This window comes from Acidaminococcus sp., assembly GCF_057597765.1.
In genome coordinates, this window is the sequence record NZ_DBMBXK010000017.1 from 16,928 (window position 1) to 33,528 (window position 16,601).

The window sequence follows — 16,601 nt, forward strand, 5'->3', positions numbered from 1 at the left end:
AAATGCGGATGGGTTTGCCTTCCTTTGGCCGCTGACAGCTGACCGTGGACCGCTGACTAAGGTGCTGTTGCTCCTGCAACAGCACCTTTTTTGCATACCAAAACCCGTTCCCATCACCCGTTACATATGGTACAATAAACTATACGACATTTACCGGGAGGACGGAGAAGCGCATGCGTGACTATACGAAAGTGACCATTACCCGCAAAGGGGAAAAAATGGCCCGGGGCGGGCATCCCTGGGTGTTCGGAGACGAAGTGCTGGATATTGCCGGCCCTGTGGAAAACGGGGACCTGGTGGACGTGGTCAGCGAGAAGAAGGGCAAATACATCGGCACCGGCTTCTACAACGACCATTCCAAGATCCGGGTCCGGCTCCTTTCCCGGAACGCCAATGACCGGTTCGACGAAGCTTTTTTCGAACGGCGGATCCAGTACGCCCTGGATTACCGGAAAACCGTCATGCCCGGGGAAGATTTCAAAGACTGCCGGCTGATCTTCGGAGAAGCGGATGGATTCCCTGGGCTCACCGTGGACCGGTTCAATGACGTGCTGGTGGCCCAGGTGCTTTCCCTTGGCATGGAACAGCGGAAAACCATGATCTTCACCCTGCTGTTGAAGCTGCTCCGGGCCATGGGAGAAGAGGTAAAGGGCATCTACGAACGGAACGATGTGAAAATCCGGGAACTGGAAGGCCTGACGGAAGGCCAGGGCATTGCGGATATTCCTGGCAGCACCCTGACGGAAAAGGACCTGATGCCCATCATCACGGAAAACGGACTCAGGTACCGGGTGGACGTGGTGAACGGCCAGAAAACCGGCTACTTCCTGGACCAGAAATACAACCGGCTGGCGGTATCCCGGATCTGTGCCGGCAAACATGTACTGGACTGCTTCACCCACACCGGTCCCTTTGCCCTCAATGCAGCCAAAGGGGGAGCAGCCAGCGTTACGGCGGTGGATATTTCCGGAGAAGCCCTGAAACGGGCCCGGGAAAACTTTGCCCTCAACGGCCTGGAAGACAAAATCCAGACTGTGGAAGCCAATGTGTTCGACTATCTCACGGAGCTGGAGGAAAAGAAGCAGCATCCCTTCGACTTCATCATCCTGGATCCCCCGGCCTTCACCAAAAGCAGCCACACAGTGAAAAGCGCCTTCCGGGGATACAAGGAAATCAACCTGAAGGCCATGAAGCTGCTGCCCCGGGGAGGCTATCTGGCCACCTGCAGCTGCAGCCATTTCATGAAAAGCGAGCTGTTTGTGGAAATGCTCCACGAAGCGGCCCGGGATGCAGCGGTTTCCCTGCGCCAGGTGGAAGCCCGGCAGCAGGCTCCGGATCACCCGATCCTGTACAATGTGCCGGAAACCGATTATCTGAAATTCTATATCTTCCAGGTGGTGTAAGCCCTTGCGGCATCCTCCTGAGAAATGAGGTGTCCCATGTTCAAGAAAATCACCCTGGCTCTGGCCTTCTGTTCCCTGGTCAGTGTGGGTGCCCTGCCGGTACTGTCCGGCACCGCCCATGCTTCCACCACGGAAGAACGGTTCCAGCAGTCTAAAATCATCATGATGACCACCCGCAACGGGGTCCCCTTTTACGCAGAGCCGGGCAAGGACAGCCTGACCCTGGGGTTCTATCCCAAAGGGACCATTTTTGTACCCATCAACCAGACCCGGAACGCGGTGGAAAACAAAGTCTACAATCTATGCATCCGCTTTGACGGCGCCGTGGGATGGCTTTCGTCGGACGACGTGGCATTGACGCGGAAGTAAAAGCGGGGGAACGCTGACCGGGGAAGGTCAGCCTTTCCCACCATAAAGGCCCCGGGGAGGACGGGGACTCATGAGGGGAGAGTGTGCAGCATGGATGAACAGAAAGAAAACCATTCTGTAGAAGAAAAACAGGAAGAACTGGAAGAACGGGTAGAAAATGAACTGATTTCCGCCCTGAACCGGAAAGACAAGGACGCGGTCCTGAAGCTGGTGGAAGATTCCCACCCCATCGACCTGGCCTATGCCCTGGAAGAAGCCAGCGACAGCGATATCGTGTTCCTGGCCACCATCCTGCCGGACCAGCAGATGGCTGAAATCATCGAACAGGCCGATGATGAACTCCAGGTCCGGATCATGAAACTGTTCGATCTGAACAAGATCATCCGGATCTTCCAGCACATGTCCAAGGACGATATCGTGGATATCCTGGGAGACATGCCCGCCAACCGGCGGAAGGAACTGGTCAAGCTGATGAAATCCAGCGACCAGGAAGTGATCCGAAACCTGTTGGGCTATGGGGAAAGCACCGCAGGCGGGATCATGACCACCGAATACATTTCCATGCGCAATTCTCTTACGGTGAGCCAGGCCCTGGAAAAGGTCAAGGAAATCGCCCCCAAGACGGAAGAACTCAACATCCTCTATGTGCTCAATGAGAAAAAACAGCTGGTGGGTACCGTGTCCCTCCGGGAACTGCTGGTGGCCAAGAACTATGACACCTTAAACGACATCATGGAGGACAATGTGATTTCCGTGGAGCCGGAAGCGGACCAGGAAGACGTGGCCCGTCTGGTATCCAAATACGACCTCCATGCCATCCCGGTAGTGAACAAACGGAAAGGGATGCTGGGGATCATCACCGTTGACGATATCATCGATGTCATCGAAGAAGAAAACACCGAAGATATGCTGAAAATGGGCGGTGTCAGCAAGGAAGAAGACGTGGACAGCACGGTGCTGGAAAGCGTGAAGCTCCGGCTTCCCTGGCTCTTGATCAACCTGGTGACGGCGTTTTTGGCATCCTCGGTGGTTTCTCTGTTCGAAGACACCATCAGCCAGGTGGTGGCTCTGGCTGCCGCCATGCCCATTGTAGCCGGCATGGGGGGCAATGCCGGGAACCAGACTTTGGCTGTGGTGGTCCGGGGCCTCGCTCTGGGGGACATCAAGCTCCACGGCAACGGGCTCCGGATCCTCCGGGGGATTGCCGTGGGCTTCATCAACGGCCTGGTAAACGGGGTGATCGCCGGAGCGGTGATCGTGTGGATGAACCACAACCTGGCCCTGGGGCTCATTATCCTGGTGGCCATGATCTGCAACCTGATGATCGCGGCCCTGGTGGGTTTCCTGGTGCCGGTGGTTTTGAAGGCCCTGAACTACGACCCGGCCGTGGCCTCCAGTATCTTCATCACCACCTTTACCGATGTGTGCGGGTTCTTCATTTTCCTGGGCCTGGCCAAACTGTTTTTGCCATATTTGTTACAATAATCCCTGCTCTTAAAAAGTTTTTCTTATATCGTGGATATTTTCTTGACAAAATGCCCTTATCCTCGTAAGATAAGGGCATGCTTTTCAAGGAAGAGCAAAACAACTTCATAAATAAATCTGATGATGGGAAAGAGTACTTTCTGGATGCGTGCCTCCAGAGAGCCGGTGGATGGTGTGAACCGGCGGCCTGGCCGAAAGGAAAATCCTCCCGGAAGAGACGGACTGAAGCAAAATTAAGTCCGGACGGCTGATCCCCGTTAGTGGAAACGCGTATGTTGGTACGTTGCAGAGTGCTCCCAGGCCGGAAGGCCCGGGGGAATATGGGTGGTATCGCGGAGCATGCTCCGTCCCTTTTACAGGGACGGAGCTTTTTTGTTTCCGGAAACAGAAAGGATGAGGAAAATGGATTTGAAGAAAGTATGCGGATTGATCGGCAAGTATTTCGGCGTTATCGCCGTGGTGTTCCTGGGCATCGGGATCTTTGCCCCCCACGCTTTTGCCTGGGTGTTGGGGAAGGCCTACGGGGTGTCCATTCTCAGTGTAATGCTGGGAATCATTATGTTCGGCATGGGGATGACCACCAGCCTTCATGATTTTGCCCTGGTGCTGAAACAGCCCAAGAACATTTTCTTCGGGGTCTGCGCCCAGTATTTCGTTATGCCCTTCCTGGCGTTCCTGCTGTCCAAAGCCTTCCATCTGGATCCGGCTCTGACCGTTGGGGTGGTGCTGGTGGGCACCTGCCCGGGAGGCACTTCCTCCAACGTGATCACCTTCATGAGCCATGGGGATGTGCCTTTCTCTGTGACCATGACCAGCTGCTCCACGGTGCTCAGCCCTCTTATGACTCCGCTGCTCACCTGGCTTCTGGTGGGCAAGCAGATCTCCTTTGATCCGGTGGGCATGTTCGTTTCCATCCTTCAGATCGTGTTCGTACCCATCGGGGTGGGCCTGGCTGTGAAGAACTTCTTCCCCAAGTTCGCCAAAGAAGCAGTGGATTACCTGCCCGCCGTTTCCAGCATGGTGATCAGCTTCCTGATCGCCGGGATCATCGGGGCCAGCCGGAACGCCATCTTAAGCAGTGCCGGACTGATCCTGCTGGTGGTGATGCTCCACAATGTGCTGGGGTACCTGCTGGGCTTTGCCATTGGGAAACTTACCGGCATGAGCTGGAAACAGATGGTGGCTCTGTCCATCGAAGTGGGGATGCAGAATTCCGGTCTGGCCACCGGCCTGGCCAAGGCCCATTTCGCCTCCATGCCCATGGCCGGGGTACCGGGAGCCATCTTCAGCGCCTGGCACAACATCTCCGGTGCTGTCCTGGCTTATCTGTACACCAATTACCTGAATGAACGGTTCGATTCCCAGTACGAAGAGGAAGGGGAATTGAAGCCGGCCATGGTGAGAGCAAAATAAAAAATTGGGGTGTGAATTCTTTCACACCCCAATTTTTTATTCTTCCTCTTCAATCTCTTTCGGCACCATATCCTCCGCCTTGAGAGTCCCCATCCGGGCCCTTCTGGCGTATTCGGCGGTGGCGGTGAACAGTACGTCGCTGCTGCTGTTGAGAGCGGTTTCGCAGGCGTCTTCGATGATGCTGATGATGAAGCCAACCCCCACCACCTGCATGGCGATGTCATTGCTGATCCCAAAGGAGGCACAGGCCACGGGGATCAGCAGCAGGGAACCACCGGCCACACCGGATGCTCCGCAGGCCCCCACGGTGGACACGATGCACAGGAGCAGGGCGGTGGGCAGATCCACGGCCACTCCCAGGGTATGGGCGGCTGCCAGGCTCAGCACGGAAATGGTGATGGAAGCCCCGGCCATGTTGATGGTGGCTCCCAGGGGAATGGAAATGGTGTAGGTATCCGGGTTCAGCCCCAGCCGTTTGCACAGGGTCAGGTTCACCGGGATGTTGGCGGCGGAAGAACGGGTGAAGAAGGCGTAGATGCCGCTTTCCTTCAGGGTGGCCCAGACCAGGGGGTAGGGGTTCTTGCGGACGTTCAGGTACACGATGATGGGGTTCATCACCAGGGCCACCAGGAAATAGGACCCCAGCAGCACCCCCAGCAGGCTGAAGTAGGAAATCAGAGCGGACAGGCCGCTGGCGCTGATGGACTGGGTCACCAGGCCCATGATCCCCAACGGAGCGAAATGGATCACCCAGGTGACCACTTTGGTGATGCCGGCGGACAGGTCTTCCAGCACATGCTTGGTTTCCGGGCTGGCAGCCTTGTGGAGGGCCAGGCCGATGATCACTGCCCAGGCCAGGATGCCGATGTAGTTGGCGCTCAGGATGGCGTTCAGAGGATTGTCCACGATGTTCAGCACCAGGTTGTGGACCACTTCCGCAATGCCGCTGGGGGGATTCACCTTGGAATTCCCCAGCTGGAGCATCAGGGTCTGGGGGAATAGGAAGGACAGGGTCACCCCGACGATGGAAGCGGCGAAAGTGCCGATCACATACAGGGTGATGATGGGTTTCATCTGGGTTTCGCCCCCTTCTTTCCGCTGGACCATGGCGTTCATCACCAGGATGAAGACCAGCAGGGGAGCCACCCCTTTCAGGGCACGGACGAACAGGTCGCCGAAGATGCCCACCACCGGCACGGCGCCAGGGAGGAACACAGCAATCAGGATGCCGATCACAAGGCCTACGGCAATCTGGTTGATCAATGGGATTTTACGAAGTTTACGGATTGTAGAGTTCATAGTTGACTTCCTTTCTAGGTTTTAGAAAATAATGACAAATCACCGTACATAAGTATAATGAATTCACAATCAAAACACAAGTGTTTTTTCGGGGTGGACTGAAGCCGGGGCCTTGAAGAAAAGCGCCATTCATAGTATAGTTATACATAGTATTCAAAAAAAAGCGCAGCTTTTGATCACAGCAGAAGGCGAGGAATCATTATGACGAAAATCATCCTGACCGGGGACCGTCCCACCGGTCATCTCCATGTGGGCCATTTTGTAGGCTCTCTTCAGGAACGGGTGCTGCTCCAGAACAGCGGCAAATTCGACGAAATCTACTTTATGATCGCCGATGCCCAGGCCCTGACCGACAATGCGGAAAACCCGGAAAAAGTCCGGCAGAACGTGCTCCAGGTGGCTCTGGACTACCTGGGAGTGGGCATCGATCCGGAGAAGGCCACCATCTTCATCCAGAGCATGATCCCGGAACTGTTTGAACTGACTACTTATTATATGGACCTGGTGACCGTGGCCCGGGTACAGCGGAACCCGACTGTGAAGGCGGAAATCCAGCAGAAGAACTTTGAAGCCAGCGTGCCTCTGGGCTTTTTCTGCTACCCGGTAAGCCAGGCGGCGGACATCACTGCCTTCCATGCCACTCACGTGCCCGTTGGGGAAGACCAGAAACCCATGCTGGAACAGTGCCGGGAAATCGTCCACAAGTTCAACAGCGTCTACGGGGAAACCCTGACGGAACCGGATATTGTGCTGCCCTCCAACAAGGCCTGCCTGCGGCTGCCCGGGCTGGACGGGAAGGCCAAGATGTCCAAATCCCTGGGGAACTGCATCTACCTGTCCGACGATGCGGACACCATCAAGAAGAAGGTCATGAGCATGTACACCGACCCCACCCACATCCAGGTCAGCGATCCCGGCCATGTGGAAGGGAACCCGGTGTTCACCTATCTGGACGCCTTCAGCAAACCGGAACATTTTGCCGCCTTCCTGCCCGATTATGCCAACCTGGATGAGCTGAAAGCCCATTACCAGCGGGGCGGCCTGGGAGACATGAAGATCAAACGGTTCCTGAACGAAGTGCTCCAGTCCGTACTGAAGCCCATCCGGGAACGCCGGGAATACTGGGAAGCCCGGAAGCCGGAAGTGGTGGACATCCTGAAGGCAGGCACCGCCCGGGCCGAGGCCAAAGCCGCCCAGACCCTGTCCGAAGTCCGCGCCGCCATGAAAATCAACTACTTCGAGGATGACAATCTGCTGAAGTAAGCAGTGCCCTTCGAGCCAGTTTACAGGCTCTGGTCACTGGCTGATGGAAGGAACCCGCTCGGGCGGGTTCCTGGGAATATACGAAAACCGGAGGCCGGGAAGGGCGGGCCTGCGGCACGCCCCTACACCGTTGCTGTCAGATGGTGGATGCAGGGGTTGGGAAAACGGGATTTTCGGCATTTTCGTATCTTTGATTTTGTGAGGAACTCTGATACCAACGGCGTAGGGGCTGCCCGCAGGGGAGCCCTTCCCGGCCGCCTGGAGGGTACCCGGACTTGCCGTCCGATTGGTAAATATCCGTAGGAGTGAACCAAGGCTTCCGGAAGACCGGCGGCTTTCTTCAAAAGGAGGGAAAACACCATGAAACGTAACCTGATGGGATTGTTTTTGTCCGGCCTTGTGGCTGTGGGCCTTGTGACCGGCTGCGGTAATGAGAAAAAGCCCGCTGCCCCGGCAGCCCCGGCCCAGACCGAAGCCAAAGGGCCTCTGACATTGGAATATACCTTCAATAAAAAAGAAGGCAAGGGCACCAGCCAGATGGCTGCCTGGATCGAAGACAAGGATGGAAAACTGGTCCGGACTCTGTTCGCCACCCGGTATACCACCCAAAAAGGGTACAAGAAGCAGGCCCTGCCCCAGTGGGTGAAGAAATCCGGCCTGGCCCAGTTGGACAAGGCCAAAGTGGATGCCTTGACCAAAGCCACCCCCGCAGCCGGTCAGGTCACCGCCGGTTGGGACGGAAAAGATGACAACGGCAAATCCGTCCCTGACGGCACCTACAAACTGGTGGTGGAAGCCACCCTGTACCAGGACAGCGATGCCCTGTGGACCGGCACTTTCCAGAAAGGCGGCAAAGAACAGACCCTGGACATGAAAGAAAGTCTCACCAAAGAACCGGAAAAGAAAGAGAACAAAGACCTGATTACCGGGGTGAAGGCGGTGTACAGGCCGTAGGGATTCAGTGCAGAGGGAAGAGTGCAGAGTGAAGAGCCTTGGACGGCGGGGATCCAGTGTCAAGAGACCAGTGACCGGGAGTGTGAATTTTTTCACACCCCCTTTTCCGTCTCACGCCGATGGAAGGAACCCGCTCGGGCGGGTTCCTGGGAACGTATAAAAACCGGCGGCCGGGAAGGGCGGGCCTTCGGCTCGCCCCTACAACCTTGGGGTCGGAGGTTGGATACAACGGTCCCAGAAACGGAATCTTCGACAATTTCGTTTCTGGGATTTTTTGTGTCTCTCTGATCCCAACGTGGTAGGGGCTCCCCACAGGGGAGCCCATCCCGGCCGCCGGTTTTTACGTTCAACGGCAAATGCCCGGCATTTGCCATCCAAAACGATGAACGATAAACGATTCAGTCCCATATTTTACCCACCCATTCTGGTATGATGGATGTAGAAGAAATCCAATATAAGAATGGAGGGGTTCAATGTATGCTGCATGATTTCTTTTGGGGGACCGTTAAACTGGGGCTGTTCCTGGAATATGGGGTGCACGCTATTGTGGGAATCGTGGTTCTGATCAGCTGTCTGGCGGCAGAGGGGAATCCCCTGTCCTTCAAAGGCCGCACCGGGAGAAAGGCCTACCTGATCCAGTACCTGGTTTCCCTGCTCATCGTTTTTGCGGCTGGCCTTTTCAACAGCTGGTTTTCTGTCCTGGTGATCCTGGTGGTGGGGACGGGAATGTACGCTGCCATGGCCCGGCGGATCCGGGACATCGGAGGCAGCAACCGGCTGGCCTTGGCCGTCCCTTTGCTGGTACTGGCCCTGACCTTTGTGGAAGTAAAGGCCGTTTCCTATGGCCTGGCGGCGGTTATGCTCGGAGTGGGGTTTGTGCCTGGGGAGAAAAACAGGGAAGAACCGAAGAAAATCCAGGAAGACGACGGCTGCTATCATTTTAAAAATAAATAAAAGCCATGGACAGGACAGGATTTTCTTTTAGGAGGGTCCTGCCCTGCTGCTTTATGACCATAAACAAGAACAATTACAAAAATAATGGAATGAGAGACGAAATGTATATTTCAGTGTATAATAAGAACATATGCAGTGATAAACAATAAAATGAAGGTGAGGAAATTTTCATGGGGAATTGGCTGTCTTGGATTTCAGATTTTTTCTATTTATTATTTATTATAGGTGCAGGTTTCTGTTTTCGGTGGTTTTTCAGAATCAGTAAAGCTGGTTCTTCTGTGGAACAGATTATTTCTGTTTTACAGAATTATTCTCGGGAATCCATCAGGGAAAATTACGGCAATCTTCAGGCAGAAATGGGGCAGGTCCCGTATGATTCGATTTGGAAGAAATTTGAACGGACGCTATTTAAAAGTAAAGCAGAAGGGGTGCTGATGACCCAGGACCCGGAGGCTTTTTATAACGACCGGACTTTGCTGGAGAACCTGCCTTTGGATCTGTTTCGGGCCATGCCGGGAATCTTTACCGGCTTGGGGCTTTTGGGAACTTTTGCCGGGATCACCGCAGGAATCAGCGGCATCGACCTGGGCAATGTGGAAACTATGAAAAGCGGGATTGAAGTCCTGCTCAGCGGGACGAAAACGGCGTTCCTGACTTCTGTGTTCGGCCTTATCCTGGCACTGGTGTACAACCTCGTTGATAACTGGATTTACCGTCCTTACACCAAAAAAATGGCCACTCTGATCGATCAGCTCAATACCCTTTTCCCTTCCAAGAGTCTGGAAGAATTCCTGTCTCATCAGGCGGAACAGGCGGAAGAACAGACGGATGCCATGCGGGAACTGAATGGGGAACTGGTGGGCCGTCTGGAAGACATGTTTGTAAAGCTCAGCCAGAGCATTGATGTGGCACTGAAAAACAACTTGACGGAATCTTTTACCCAAAGCCTGGAACCGGTTTTCCAGGATTTGAACCAGTCCATTGACAAACTGGGCAGCAGCGCCGGGGATACCCTGTCCAAATCCATTGAACAGGGGGCCGGGGACCAGATCCAGGGCCTGGCCGTGACCCTTCAGGATTTCCAGGGGAAAATGGGCAATATGATGGAAGTCTCTGAACGGCTGAATGCGGAAAATACCGCCCGGCTTCAGGGGTCTGTAGAGATGATGGTGACCAAGCTGAACGAAGCCATGGACGCCAATATCCAGAAACAGGCCACTACCAGCGATGCCAGCCAGGCGGCTATGAAGCAGTTGGTGGAAGAGATGAACACCAACCTGAAAGCAGCTCTGGATCAGATGGTGGAAGCTGGCCGGACAGCCAACCAGGCCTTGCTCCAGACTACGGAAGCCACCAAGGGAACCATCCAGGAGATTACAGACACCATGAGCCAGAGCACCCGGACCCAGAGGGAAGAAATGATCCAGGTGACAGCCAATATGAAAGAATCCGTTTTGGAAGTGCTGAAACAGCTCCAGACCGATATGCAGGAACGGAACCGTACCATGGATTCTTACATGGCCGGGCTGAAGGAAATGCTGGGCCACAACCGGGAAATCATGGCTTCGGCAGGGAAAACTGCGGACAAATTTGCCCAGGCCAGCACGCCCATGCAGAAAGTGGCGGATACCTTGGGCAGCCAGCTGAACCTGGTGGTCAGCGCCAGCAATCAGTTCAACAGCCATGTGGACCAGAATGTCCAAAAACTGGTCCTGGCCAGCCAGAGCAGTCAGAAAGATCTGGAACTGATCCGGGATTCCATGAGTACCATGCGCAGCGCCTGGGAAAACTATCAGCAGACTTTCCAGGGGGTAAGCCGGGAAATGCGGGAAGCTACGGATACGTTGGCCCGAACTCTGGAACAGTACAATACTTCCACCAGCAAATGGCTGTCTGAAACTCTTGGCCAGTACGACAAGAGCATCAAAGAGGCCATGAATTCTTTGTCCACCATCAACCAGAGTCTGAGTGATTCCATCCAGGATCTGTCCGATGCCATGGACAAGAACAGACGGCACTAAGGAGAAACCTGAATGTGGAAGAAAAAGAAAGAAGAAAAAGCCCAACAGAGCGGTGATGCTTTTACCACTTCTGTCAGTGACCTGATGGCAGGGCTCCTGAGTATCTTTATCCTGGCTCTGTGCTATTTCATGCTGAATTTCCAGACGGTGACCAACAAATATACCGGGAATACGGAATTGCGGAATCAGCTGCTGAAGGATGTGGGGAAGGACCTCCAGGCCCAAGGCCTCCAGGTGCGGATTGACACCAAGCAGGGAGTGCTGCGGATCCCGGAAAGTGTGCTGTTTGAATCTGGGGAAGCCAATATCAAAGAACAGGGGCAGGCAGCGGTCAGCAAGCTGAGCCAGTCCCTGCTGAAAACCATGACCCGGCCGGAATATCGGGAAGCCCTGGAAACGGTCTTTATCGAAGGCCATACGGACAATGTGCCCATCCACAACGAATTTTTCCAATCCAACTGGGAGCTTTCCACCCAGCGGGCCATCAACACCTGGAATTTGATGCGGAACGATGTGCCGGAATTCAACTGGCTGGTGAATCCCCGGGGAGAACCTATCTTCTCCTGTTCTGGCTATGCGGAAACCCGGCCTGTCCGGGAAAATGGTCTGGATCCCAATTCAGAGGCGGGACGGGCCGCCAATCGGCGGATCGATATCCGGTTTGTTATGATGCCGCCCCAGGATCCTGGGGAAAAGCCTTCCGGAGGCAGCCATGGATAAGTCGTTGCTGCACAGCCTGGAACGGCTGAAATCTTTCAAAATCCGCCTGCCTGATGTATGTCTGCATCCAGGCAGGCCCGTGGAACTGGAAAAATGGATAAAAAAGACCGTATCCAGCTCCTGCAGCCGGCCAGCCCTGGATCCGGTGACCATGGAAGAGCTGTATGCCAAGGTGAAAAATCAGGAAAAGAACCGGAAAGTGGTGCTGGACTTGAGACGGGAAATCCCTTTTCTGCCGGTGCTGCTCACCCGGGACAGGAAGGAAAAGCCCCGCTTTTATGAAATACTGCTCCAGGACATCCTGCAGGCCATAGGAAATGGGGTTCGTCATTCCGTCCAGCGGAATACCTTCCGGAATCTGGTATTTGCTTATTTTACTGTATACGGACAGCCATACAAGGGAGAACGGCTGCAGAAATGCATTTCTCTTTTCCTTCAGAAAGACCCAGAACTGTTGAAATCGGTGCTGTATCTCCGGAACCGGAAGCAACTGCTGAAACCCAATGGTCATAAGCTGTTGACCCGGGAAATCCAGAACCGGCGGAGTTTCCATAAAGCATTGGAAGAATTCTGCTGGCCGGTGAACCTGTGGTATGGGGCATTTGCCCAGTGGGCTGTCAAGGATTTTTTCCAGCTGGAGGAAGAGGACGACTGGGATGACCTGTTCGGCATATTGAAAGAAATCTGTGAGGACAAGGCCTGTGAGAATATGGTCCCTTTTGCTGCCGAAAAGATGATTTACCTGACGGACCGGTCCGGTGACGGAAATCGGGAAAAAGAAGTACGGATCCTGCTGTTACAGGCGCTGGGAGATCCCCGGGACCCGGGGTCCAGTCTGAACTGGGTGGATGTGGATGAAAAGGCCCAGGAGATTTTCCTGGCCTGGCTGAAAAAGAACGATTTGAACCTGTTCTTTACCATTATTTCCAAGACAGTACGGCAGGTTGCCACATCGGAAAACATGTGGAAATACCGTAAAAGTTTTTGGGAAAAATATCTGGATGCCATGTACTATACCAGGGTATTTCTGGGGCCTGAAGCAGAACAGATTGCCAGGCAGATGGATCTGGCCAAACAGGGTATGGGCTTTGGACGGTTGAACGGTTCCGGAGATTCCCTGAGAAGTCTGCTGATGTTCAGCATCGGGGATTACGTTTTTATTGAGGCCAGCCACAATGGCAAACTGAGAGTTTGGAAAAGAGGAAAAGAGCCTCTGCCTTTTTATCAGGCAAAATATACGTATAAAGGATTTTCTTATACGGACGTTACACAGGCTTCCAATATTGAGGAAGAATTCGTCCATTCCAGTTCAGAAACCGGTTCCTGGCAGCGGAAGGTCAATGACTGGGTGCGGAGACACTGTGGAGTGCGGCCCAAAGAAAGCCGATGGAGGTAGAATAATGACCAACTACCGCTTTTGGACAGCACAAGAGAACGGATATTTTTACCCTTGTGTTCAAACAGAATCTACAGGAGACTGGCCGCTGATTCAGGGTCAGCTGGAAATCCTGGCTTCTGAAGGGAAAGTGGAGGAGAAAACAGATGGATTCCTGCTGCCCCATGGGCAGGCTGTGGAACTAGATCCGGAAATTTCAGGGATCCTGGAACTGCCGGAGTGTTTTCCTTATGGTATCACTCTCCGCAGCCACGGCAGTCTGGGTTCTCCGTCCTTTCGCTACGAGCTGGAATACCAGCGACCAGACGGGACTCCTTTTTATGGAATCAGGGTGTTGGGGTCTTATGTGGAACTGAGCCGGGAAACCTGTTACCGGTTCAGCAAGGACCAGTATGAATTGGTGAACCTGGTGGAAGAAAGCAACCGGGAAAGCCAGCAGATTAAGAACAGAGGGGAACTGAGCCAGTACAATACCCTCCAACTGGCTAGAATCAAAGAGAGAGCGAAAAAAATCCACGCCACCCTGGACCGGTTCATGGAACGGCAGAAAATCGTTACAGCGGATAAACTTTCTGTGCGATTGGAAAAAAATCCGGACGGATCCTTTTCCGTACTGCCAGTGCTGCTTCGGAAAGATGGGGATTCCTATACCCGGATGGAAGCCGATTCTCTGGAGCAGGGATTCCGGAGCAATCCGTACAATACCGGAAAAATCTATGGACCGGACAAGACCCAGTATGTTTTTACTCCGGAACAGGAAGAAGGCATCCGGCAGATGCGCCGGTGTCAGCGGCTGTCTCCGGAGGCGGCCCGGCAGGTGGCGGAATACCCTCGGGAAATCTTTGGTTCAGATGCTTTCGATTTTGATCTGGGAGTCTATGGGGACCGGGTGGTCTCCATTGGAGAATTTCTGGCTCCAGATTTGCCTTTTTCCCTGAGTTCCGGGCGGAACTGGCTGCCTCCGGAAGGAGCCGGAATGAAAGCTGCCGATAACCGGGAAAAACCCGGGGACCATTATGCCAGCCTTGCGCTGGATGAAAAAGATTATCCGGAACTGTTCCTGAAGGTCAGCGATGCTCTGGACCGGGGAGAAACTCGGATTGTTGTTGGAGACCAGGAAGTTGAATTGACACCGGGTTTTCTGGACTATGTGGACCAGCTGAAGGCAAAGGCAGGGGAAAAGCAAGAGAAACAGAACCAGGAACCGGAAGCCGCTGGTGAAAAGAAAAAAGAAGCGTCTCTCCAGATCCAGGAGAATTTCCTTTCCCAGGAATATCATTCCCGGAAAGCGGCACGGGAGAAACGGCTGGGGTCCAACCGGCTGGGGGATTACCTGGGTCAGGGCCTGAAAGCAGGCATCCGTCCCATGCCTCACCAACAGGTGGGAATGGAGCAGTTGGCGGCCTGCTGGGAACATGGTTGTCATGGAGTCCTGCTGGCGGATGATATGGGGCTGGGGAAAACGCTCCAGGCGTTTGGATTCCTGGCAGCCCTGAAAAAAGCCTATGGAAACAGTGCCATGGCATCGGTACTGATTGTGGCCCCGGTTTCTCTGCTTCAAAACTGGATGGAAGAGTACAGGAAATTTGTGGCAGAAGGGTTGTTTGATGGAATTGTGCCCATGTATGGGAGCGAACTGAAGAAACACTGGGCCAGGAACCCGGACGGGAGCCGCTGCTATTTCCGGCCCCCGGACCCCAATCTAAAAGAAGTTTCCATGTTGGATTTTCAGGACCGAGAAAATCGGATCGATTACAGTCGGAACCATCTGATTCTGACCACCTATGAAACCCTTCGGGAACTGCAGCTTTCTTTTGGACGGGTGGCCTGGAGTGTCATGATTCTGGATGAAGCCCAGAAAATCAAGAATCCGGCCACCCGGACTTCTGTTGCGGCACGGGCCATGAACTGCGATTTTGGACTGGCACTGACAGGGACTCCTGTGGAAAATTCCTGGACGGATCTGTGGACCATCATGGATTTTGTGGAACCAGGCAAATTGGAATCTCTGAAAGATTTCAACAGTCACTATCAGCATCAGCTGCAGAATGTGGAAAACAAGGGGGAACTGTTGAAAGAACTGGGTGACCAGCTGCGGAAGAATCTGGATCCCTGTTTTATCCGGCGGCTGAAAGAAGATGTAAATCTGGGGCTGCCTGCCAAAGAAATCCTCCGGTTCAAGGATCCCATGCCGGAAGAACAGCGGAAACTGTATGGGGAAGTAGTCCGGGAAGCACAGGAAGGGCAGGGAGAAAAATCCATCACCATGCTCCAGGCCATTGCCCGGCTCCGGGATATTTCTCTCTGTCCCAGTCTTGGAGCCGGCGGGAATGTAAAGAAATATACTTTGGGTGATCCGGAGCATTTCTTTGGCTCCTCTGCCAGACTGATGCGGACAAGGAAAATCCTGGATGAAGTGAGAGAGAAATGGGAAAAAGCCCTGATCTTTGTGGAAAGCCGGAAAATTCAGCTGCTGCTCCGGACTTTTCTGGAACAGATCTACAAAATCCAGGTGCAGCCTCCCATTAATGGGATCACACAGGCTGTGGCCCGGCAGAAAATGGTGGATCAGTTCAATCGGGCACCAGGGTTCCAGGTGCTGCTGCTGTCTCCGGAGGCTGCCGGTGTGGGGCTGAACATCACCGGGGCCAATCATGTAATCCATCTCAGCCGCTGCTGGAACCCGGCCAAAGAAGACCAGGCCACGGACCGGGCTTACCGGATCGGCCAGAAAAAAGCGGTAACCGTCTATCTTCCCATGGCTGTGGATACGGACTTTCCGGAAGACGCATCCTTTGATCTGAACCTGGATGCTCTGCTCCAGTACAAACGGGATTTGAGCCGAAGCGCCCTGTATCCTACAGAAGCCAGTGAAGAAAATGCTGTAGCCATGCTGAAACGGATTGAAGAGGCAGCAGGGTGAAAAGCGGCGGCCGGGAAGGGCGGGCCTTTGGCTCGCCCCTACGGCGTTGTGGTCGGAAGTTGGATACAACGGTCCCAGAAACGGAATCTTCGACAATTTCGTTTCTGGGATTTTTTGTGTCTCTCTGATCCTAACGTGGTAGGGGCTCCCCGCAGGGGAGCCCATCCCGGCCGCCGGTTTTCTTCCATTAAAAAAGGACCCGCCTTTTTCGGAGGCGGGTCCTTTCCATTGGCAATTGACCATTGACCACTGACAATAGAGAAGGGGCTGTTGCATATGCAACAGCCCCTTCTCTATTCCATTTTCACTGCCATGCGCAGCCGTTCGATGCTCTGGGTCAGGTTCTCCAGTTTCTCTTCCATGCGTACCAGCAGGTACCAGGAAATGACCATGGGGAATCC

At 54.0% G+C, this 16,601-nt stretch carries 13 protein-coding genes and 1 other annotated feature; of the genes, 11 read left to right on the forward strand and 2 right to left on the reverse strand.

Translation table 11 applies throughout. The features are described from left to right. Positions 1-173 precede the first annotated feature (173 nt). The 4 genes from ACZOF8_RS09675 (at position 174) to ACZOF8_RS09690 (ending at position 4,670) form a co-directional block, all read left to right on the forward strand. Positions 174-1,403, forward strand: a complete 1,230-nt coding sequence (locus ACZOF8_RS09675; protein ID WP_154487242.1) for a class I SAM-dependent rRNA methyltransferase — start codon at positions 174-176, stop codon at positions 1,401-1,403. 36 nt (positions 1,404-1,439) lie between these two features. Further along, complete coding sequence (locus ACZOF8_RS09680) at positions 1,440-1,772, forward strand: hypothetical protein (protein ID WP_022487767.1); 333 nt, start codon at positions 1,440-1,442, stop codon at positions 1,770-1,772. A gap of 90 nt (positions 1,773-1,862) precedes the next feature. Beyond that, positions 1,863-3,257 (forward strand): magnesium transporter, encoded by a 1,395-nt coding sequence (gene mgtE, locus ACZOF8_RS09685; protein ID WP_487426853.1) that lies wholly within the window; start codon positions 1,863-1,865, stop codon positions 3,255-3,257. A gap of 111 nt (positions 3,258-3,368) precedes the next feature. Further along, positions 3,369-3,612: a binding site (T-box leader), on the forward strand. Positions 3,613-3,659: 47 nt separating this feature from the next. Next, positions 3,660-4,670, forward strand: a complete 1,011-nt coding sequence (locus tag ACZOF8_RS09690) for a bile acid:sodium symporter family protein (RefSeq protein ID WP_022487765.1) — start codon at positions 3,660-3,662, stop codon at positions 4,668-4,670. 36 nt (positions 4,671-4,706) lie between these two features. Here the strand turns inward: ACZOF8_RS09690 and sstT are convergent, their stop codons facing one another. Next, positions 4,707-5,969 (reverse strand): serine/threonine transporter SstT, encoded by a 1,263-nt coding sequence (sstT, locus tag ACZOF8_RS09695; RefSeq protein ID WP_487426855.1) that lies wholly within the window; start codon positions 5,967-5,969, stop codon positions 4,707-4,709. Between the two features lie 201 nt (positions 5,970-6,170). Here sstT and trpS point away from each other — a divergent pair, with 201 nt between their 5' ends. The 7 genes from trpS (at position 6,171) to ACZOF8_RS09730 (ending at position 16,200) form a co-directional block, all read left to right on the forward strand. Then, positions 6,171-7,232 (forward strand): tryptophan--tRNA ligase, encoded by a 1,062-nt coding sequence (trpS, locus tag ACZOF8_RS09700; protein WP_288311403.1) that lies wholly within the window; start codon positions 6,171-6,173, stop codon positions 7,230-7,232. Positions 7,233-7,592: 360 nt separating this feature from the next. Then, positions 7,593-8,186 carry a DUF2271 domain-containing protein gene (locus ACZOF8_RS09705; protein ID WP_487426857.1) on the forward strand — a complete coding sequence of 198 codons (594 nt, stop codon included), beginning with the start codon at positions 7,593-7,595 and terminating at the stop codon, positions 8,184-8,186. Positions 8,187-8,663: 477 nt separating this feature from the next. Next, complete coding sequence (locus ACZOF8_RS09710; RefSeq protein WP_487426858.1) at positions 8,664-9,140, forward strand: DUF805 domain-containing protein; 477 nt, start codon at positions 8,664-8,666, stop codon at positions 9,138-9,140. A 170-nt stretch (positions 9,141-9,310) separates the two neighbouring features. Continuing rightward, complete coding sequence (gene zorA / locus ACZOF8_RS09715) at positions 9,311-11,161, forward strand: anti-phage ZorAB system protein ZorA (protein WP_487426859.1); 1,851 nt, start codon at positions 9,311-9,313, stop codon at positions 11,159-11,161. Positions 11,162-11,173: 12 nt separating this feature from the next. Continuing rightward, positions 11,174-11,881, forward strand: coding sequence for an OmpA/MotB family protein (locus tag ACZOF8_RS09720; RefSeq protein ID WP_307987601.1), 708 nt, complete (start codon positions 11,174-11,176; stop codon positions 11,879-11,881). Continuing rightward, the gene (locus ACZOF8_RS09725) at positions 11,874-13,277 is read left to right on the forward strand and encodes an EH signature domain-containing protein (protein ID WP_487426860.1); all 1,404 of its coding nucleotides are present in this window, start codon (positions 11,874-11,876) and stop codon (positions 13,275-13,277) included. The genes ACZOF8_RS09720 and ACZOF8_RS09725 overlap by 8 nt, the downstream gene beginning before the upstream one ends. Positions 13,278-13,407: 130 nt before the next feature. Then, positions 13,408-16,200 (forward strand): DEAD/DEAH box helicase, encoded by a 2,793-nt coding sequence (locus ACZOF8_RS09730; protein ID WP_487426861.1) that lies wholly within the window; start codon positions 13,408-13,410, stop codon positions 16,198-16,200. A gap of 293 nt (positions 16,201-16,493) precedes the next feature. Here ACZOF8_RS09730 and ACZOF8_RS09735 read toward each other — a convergent pair whose 3' ends face one another. Beyond that, on the reverse strand, positions 16,494-16,592 hold the full coding sequence (locus ACZOF8_RS09735) for a YvrJ family protein (RefSeq protein ID WP_487426862.1): 99 nt from the start codon (positions 16,590-16,592) through the stop codon (positions 16,494-16,496). Positions 16,593-16,601: the final 9 nt, after the last annotated feature.

Coding starts and splice junctions, on each gene's coding strand:
- mgtE (WP_487426853.1), top strand. CDS start 1,863: ATGGATGAACAGAAAGAAAACCATTCTGTAGAAGAAAAACAGGAAGAA.
- sstT (WP_487426855.1), bottom strand. CDS start 5,969: ATGAACTCTACAATCCGTAAACTTCGTAAAATCCCATTGATCAACCAG.
- trpS (WP_288311403.1), top strand. CDS start 6,171: ATGACGAAAATCATCCTGACCGGGGACCGTCCCACCGGTCATCTCCAT.
- ACZOF8_RS09710 (WP_487426858.1), top strand. CDS start 8,664: ATGCTGCATGATTTCTTTTGGGGGACCGTTAAACTGGGGCTGTTCCTG.
- ACZOF8_RS09680 (WP_022487767.1), top strand. CDS start 1,440: ATGTTCAAGAAAATCACCCTGGCTCTGGCCTTCTGTTCCCTGGTCAGT.
- ACZOF8_RS09705 (WP_487426857.1), top strand. CDS start 7,593: ATGAAACGTAACCTGATGGGATTGTTTTTGTCCGGCCTTGTGGCTGTG.
- ACZOF8_RS09720 (WP_307987601.1), top strand. CDS start 11,174: ATGTGGAAGAAAAAGAAAGAAGAAAAAGCCCAACAGAGCGGTGATGCT.
- zorA (WP_487426859.1), top strand. CDS start 9,311: ATGGGGAATTGGCTGTCTTGGATTTCAGATTTTTTCTATTTATTATTT.
- ACZOF8_RS09675 (WP_154487242.1), top strand. CDS start 174: ATGCGTGACTATACGAAAGTGACCATTACCCGCAAAGGGGAAAAAATG.
- ACZOF8_RS09725 (WP_487426860.1), top strand. CDS start 11,874: ATGGATAAGTCGTTGCTGCACAGCCTGGAACGGCTGAAATCTTTCAAA.
- ACZOF8_RS09690 (WP_022487765.1), top strand. CDS start 3,660: ATGGATTTGAAGAAAGTATGCGGATTGATCGGCAAGTATTTCGGCGTT.
- ACZOF8_RS09735 (WP_487426862.1), bottom strand. CDS start 16,592: ATGGTCATTTCCTGGTACCTGCTGGTACGCATGGAAGAGAAACTGGAG.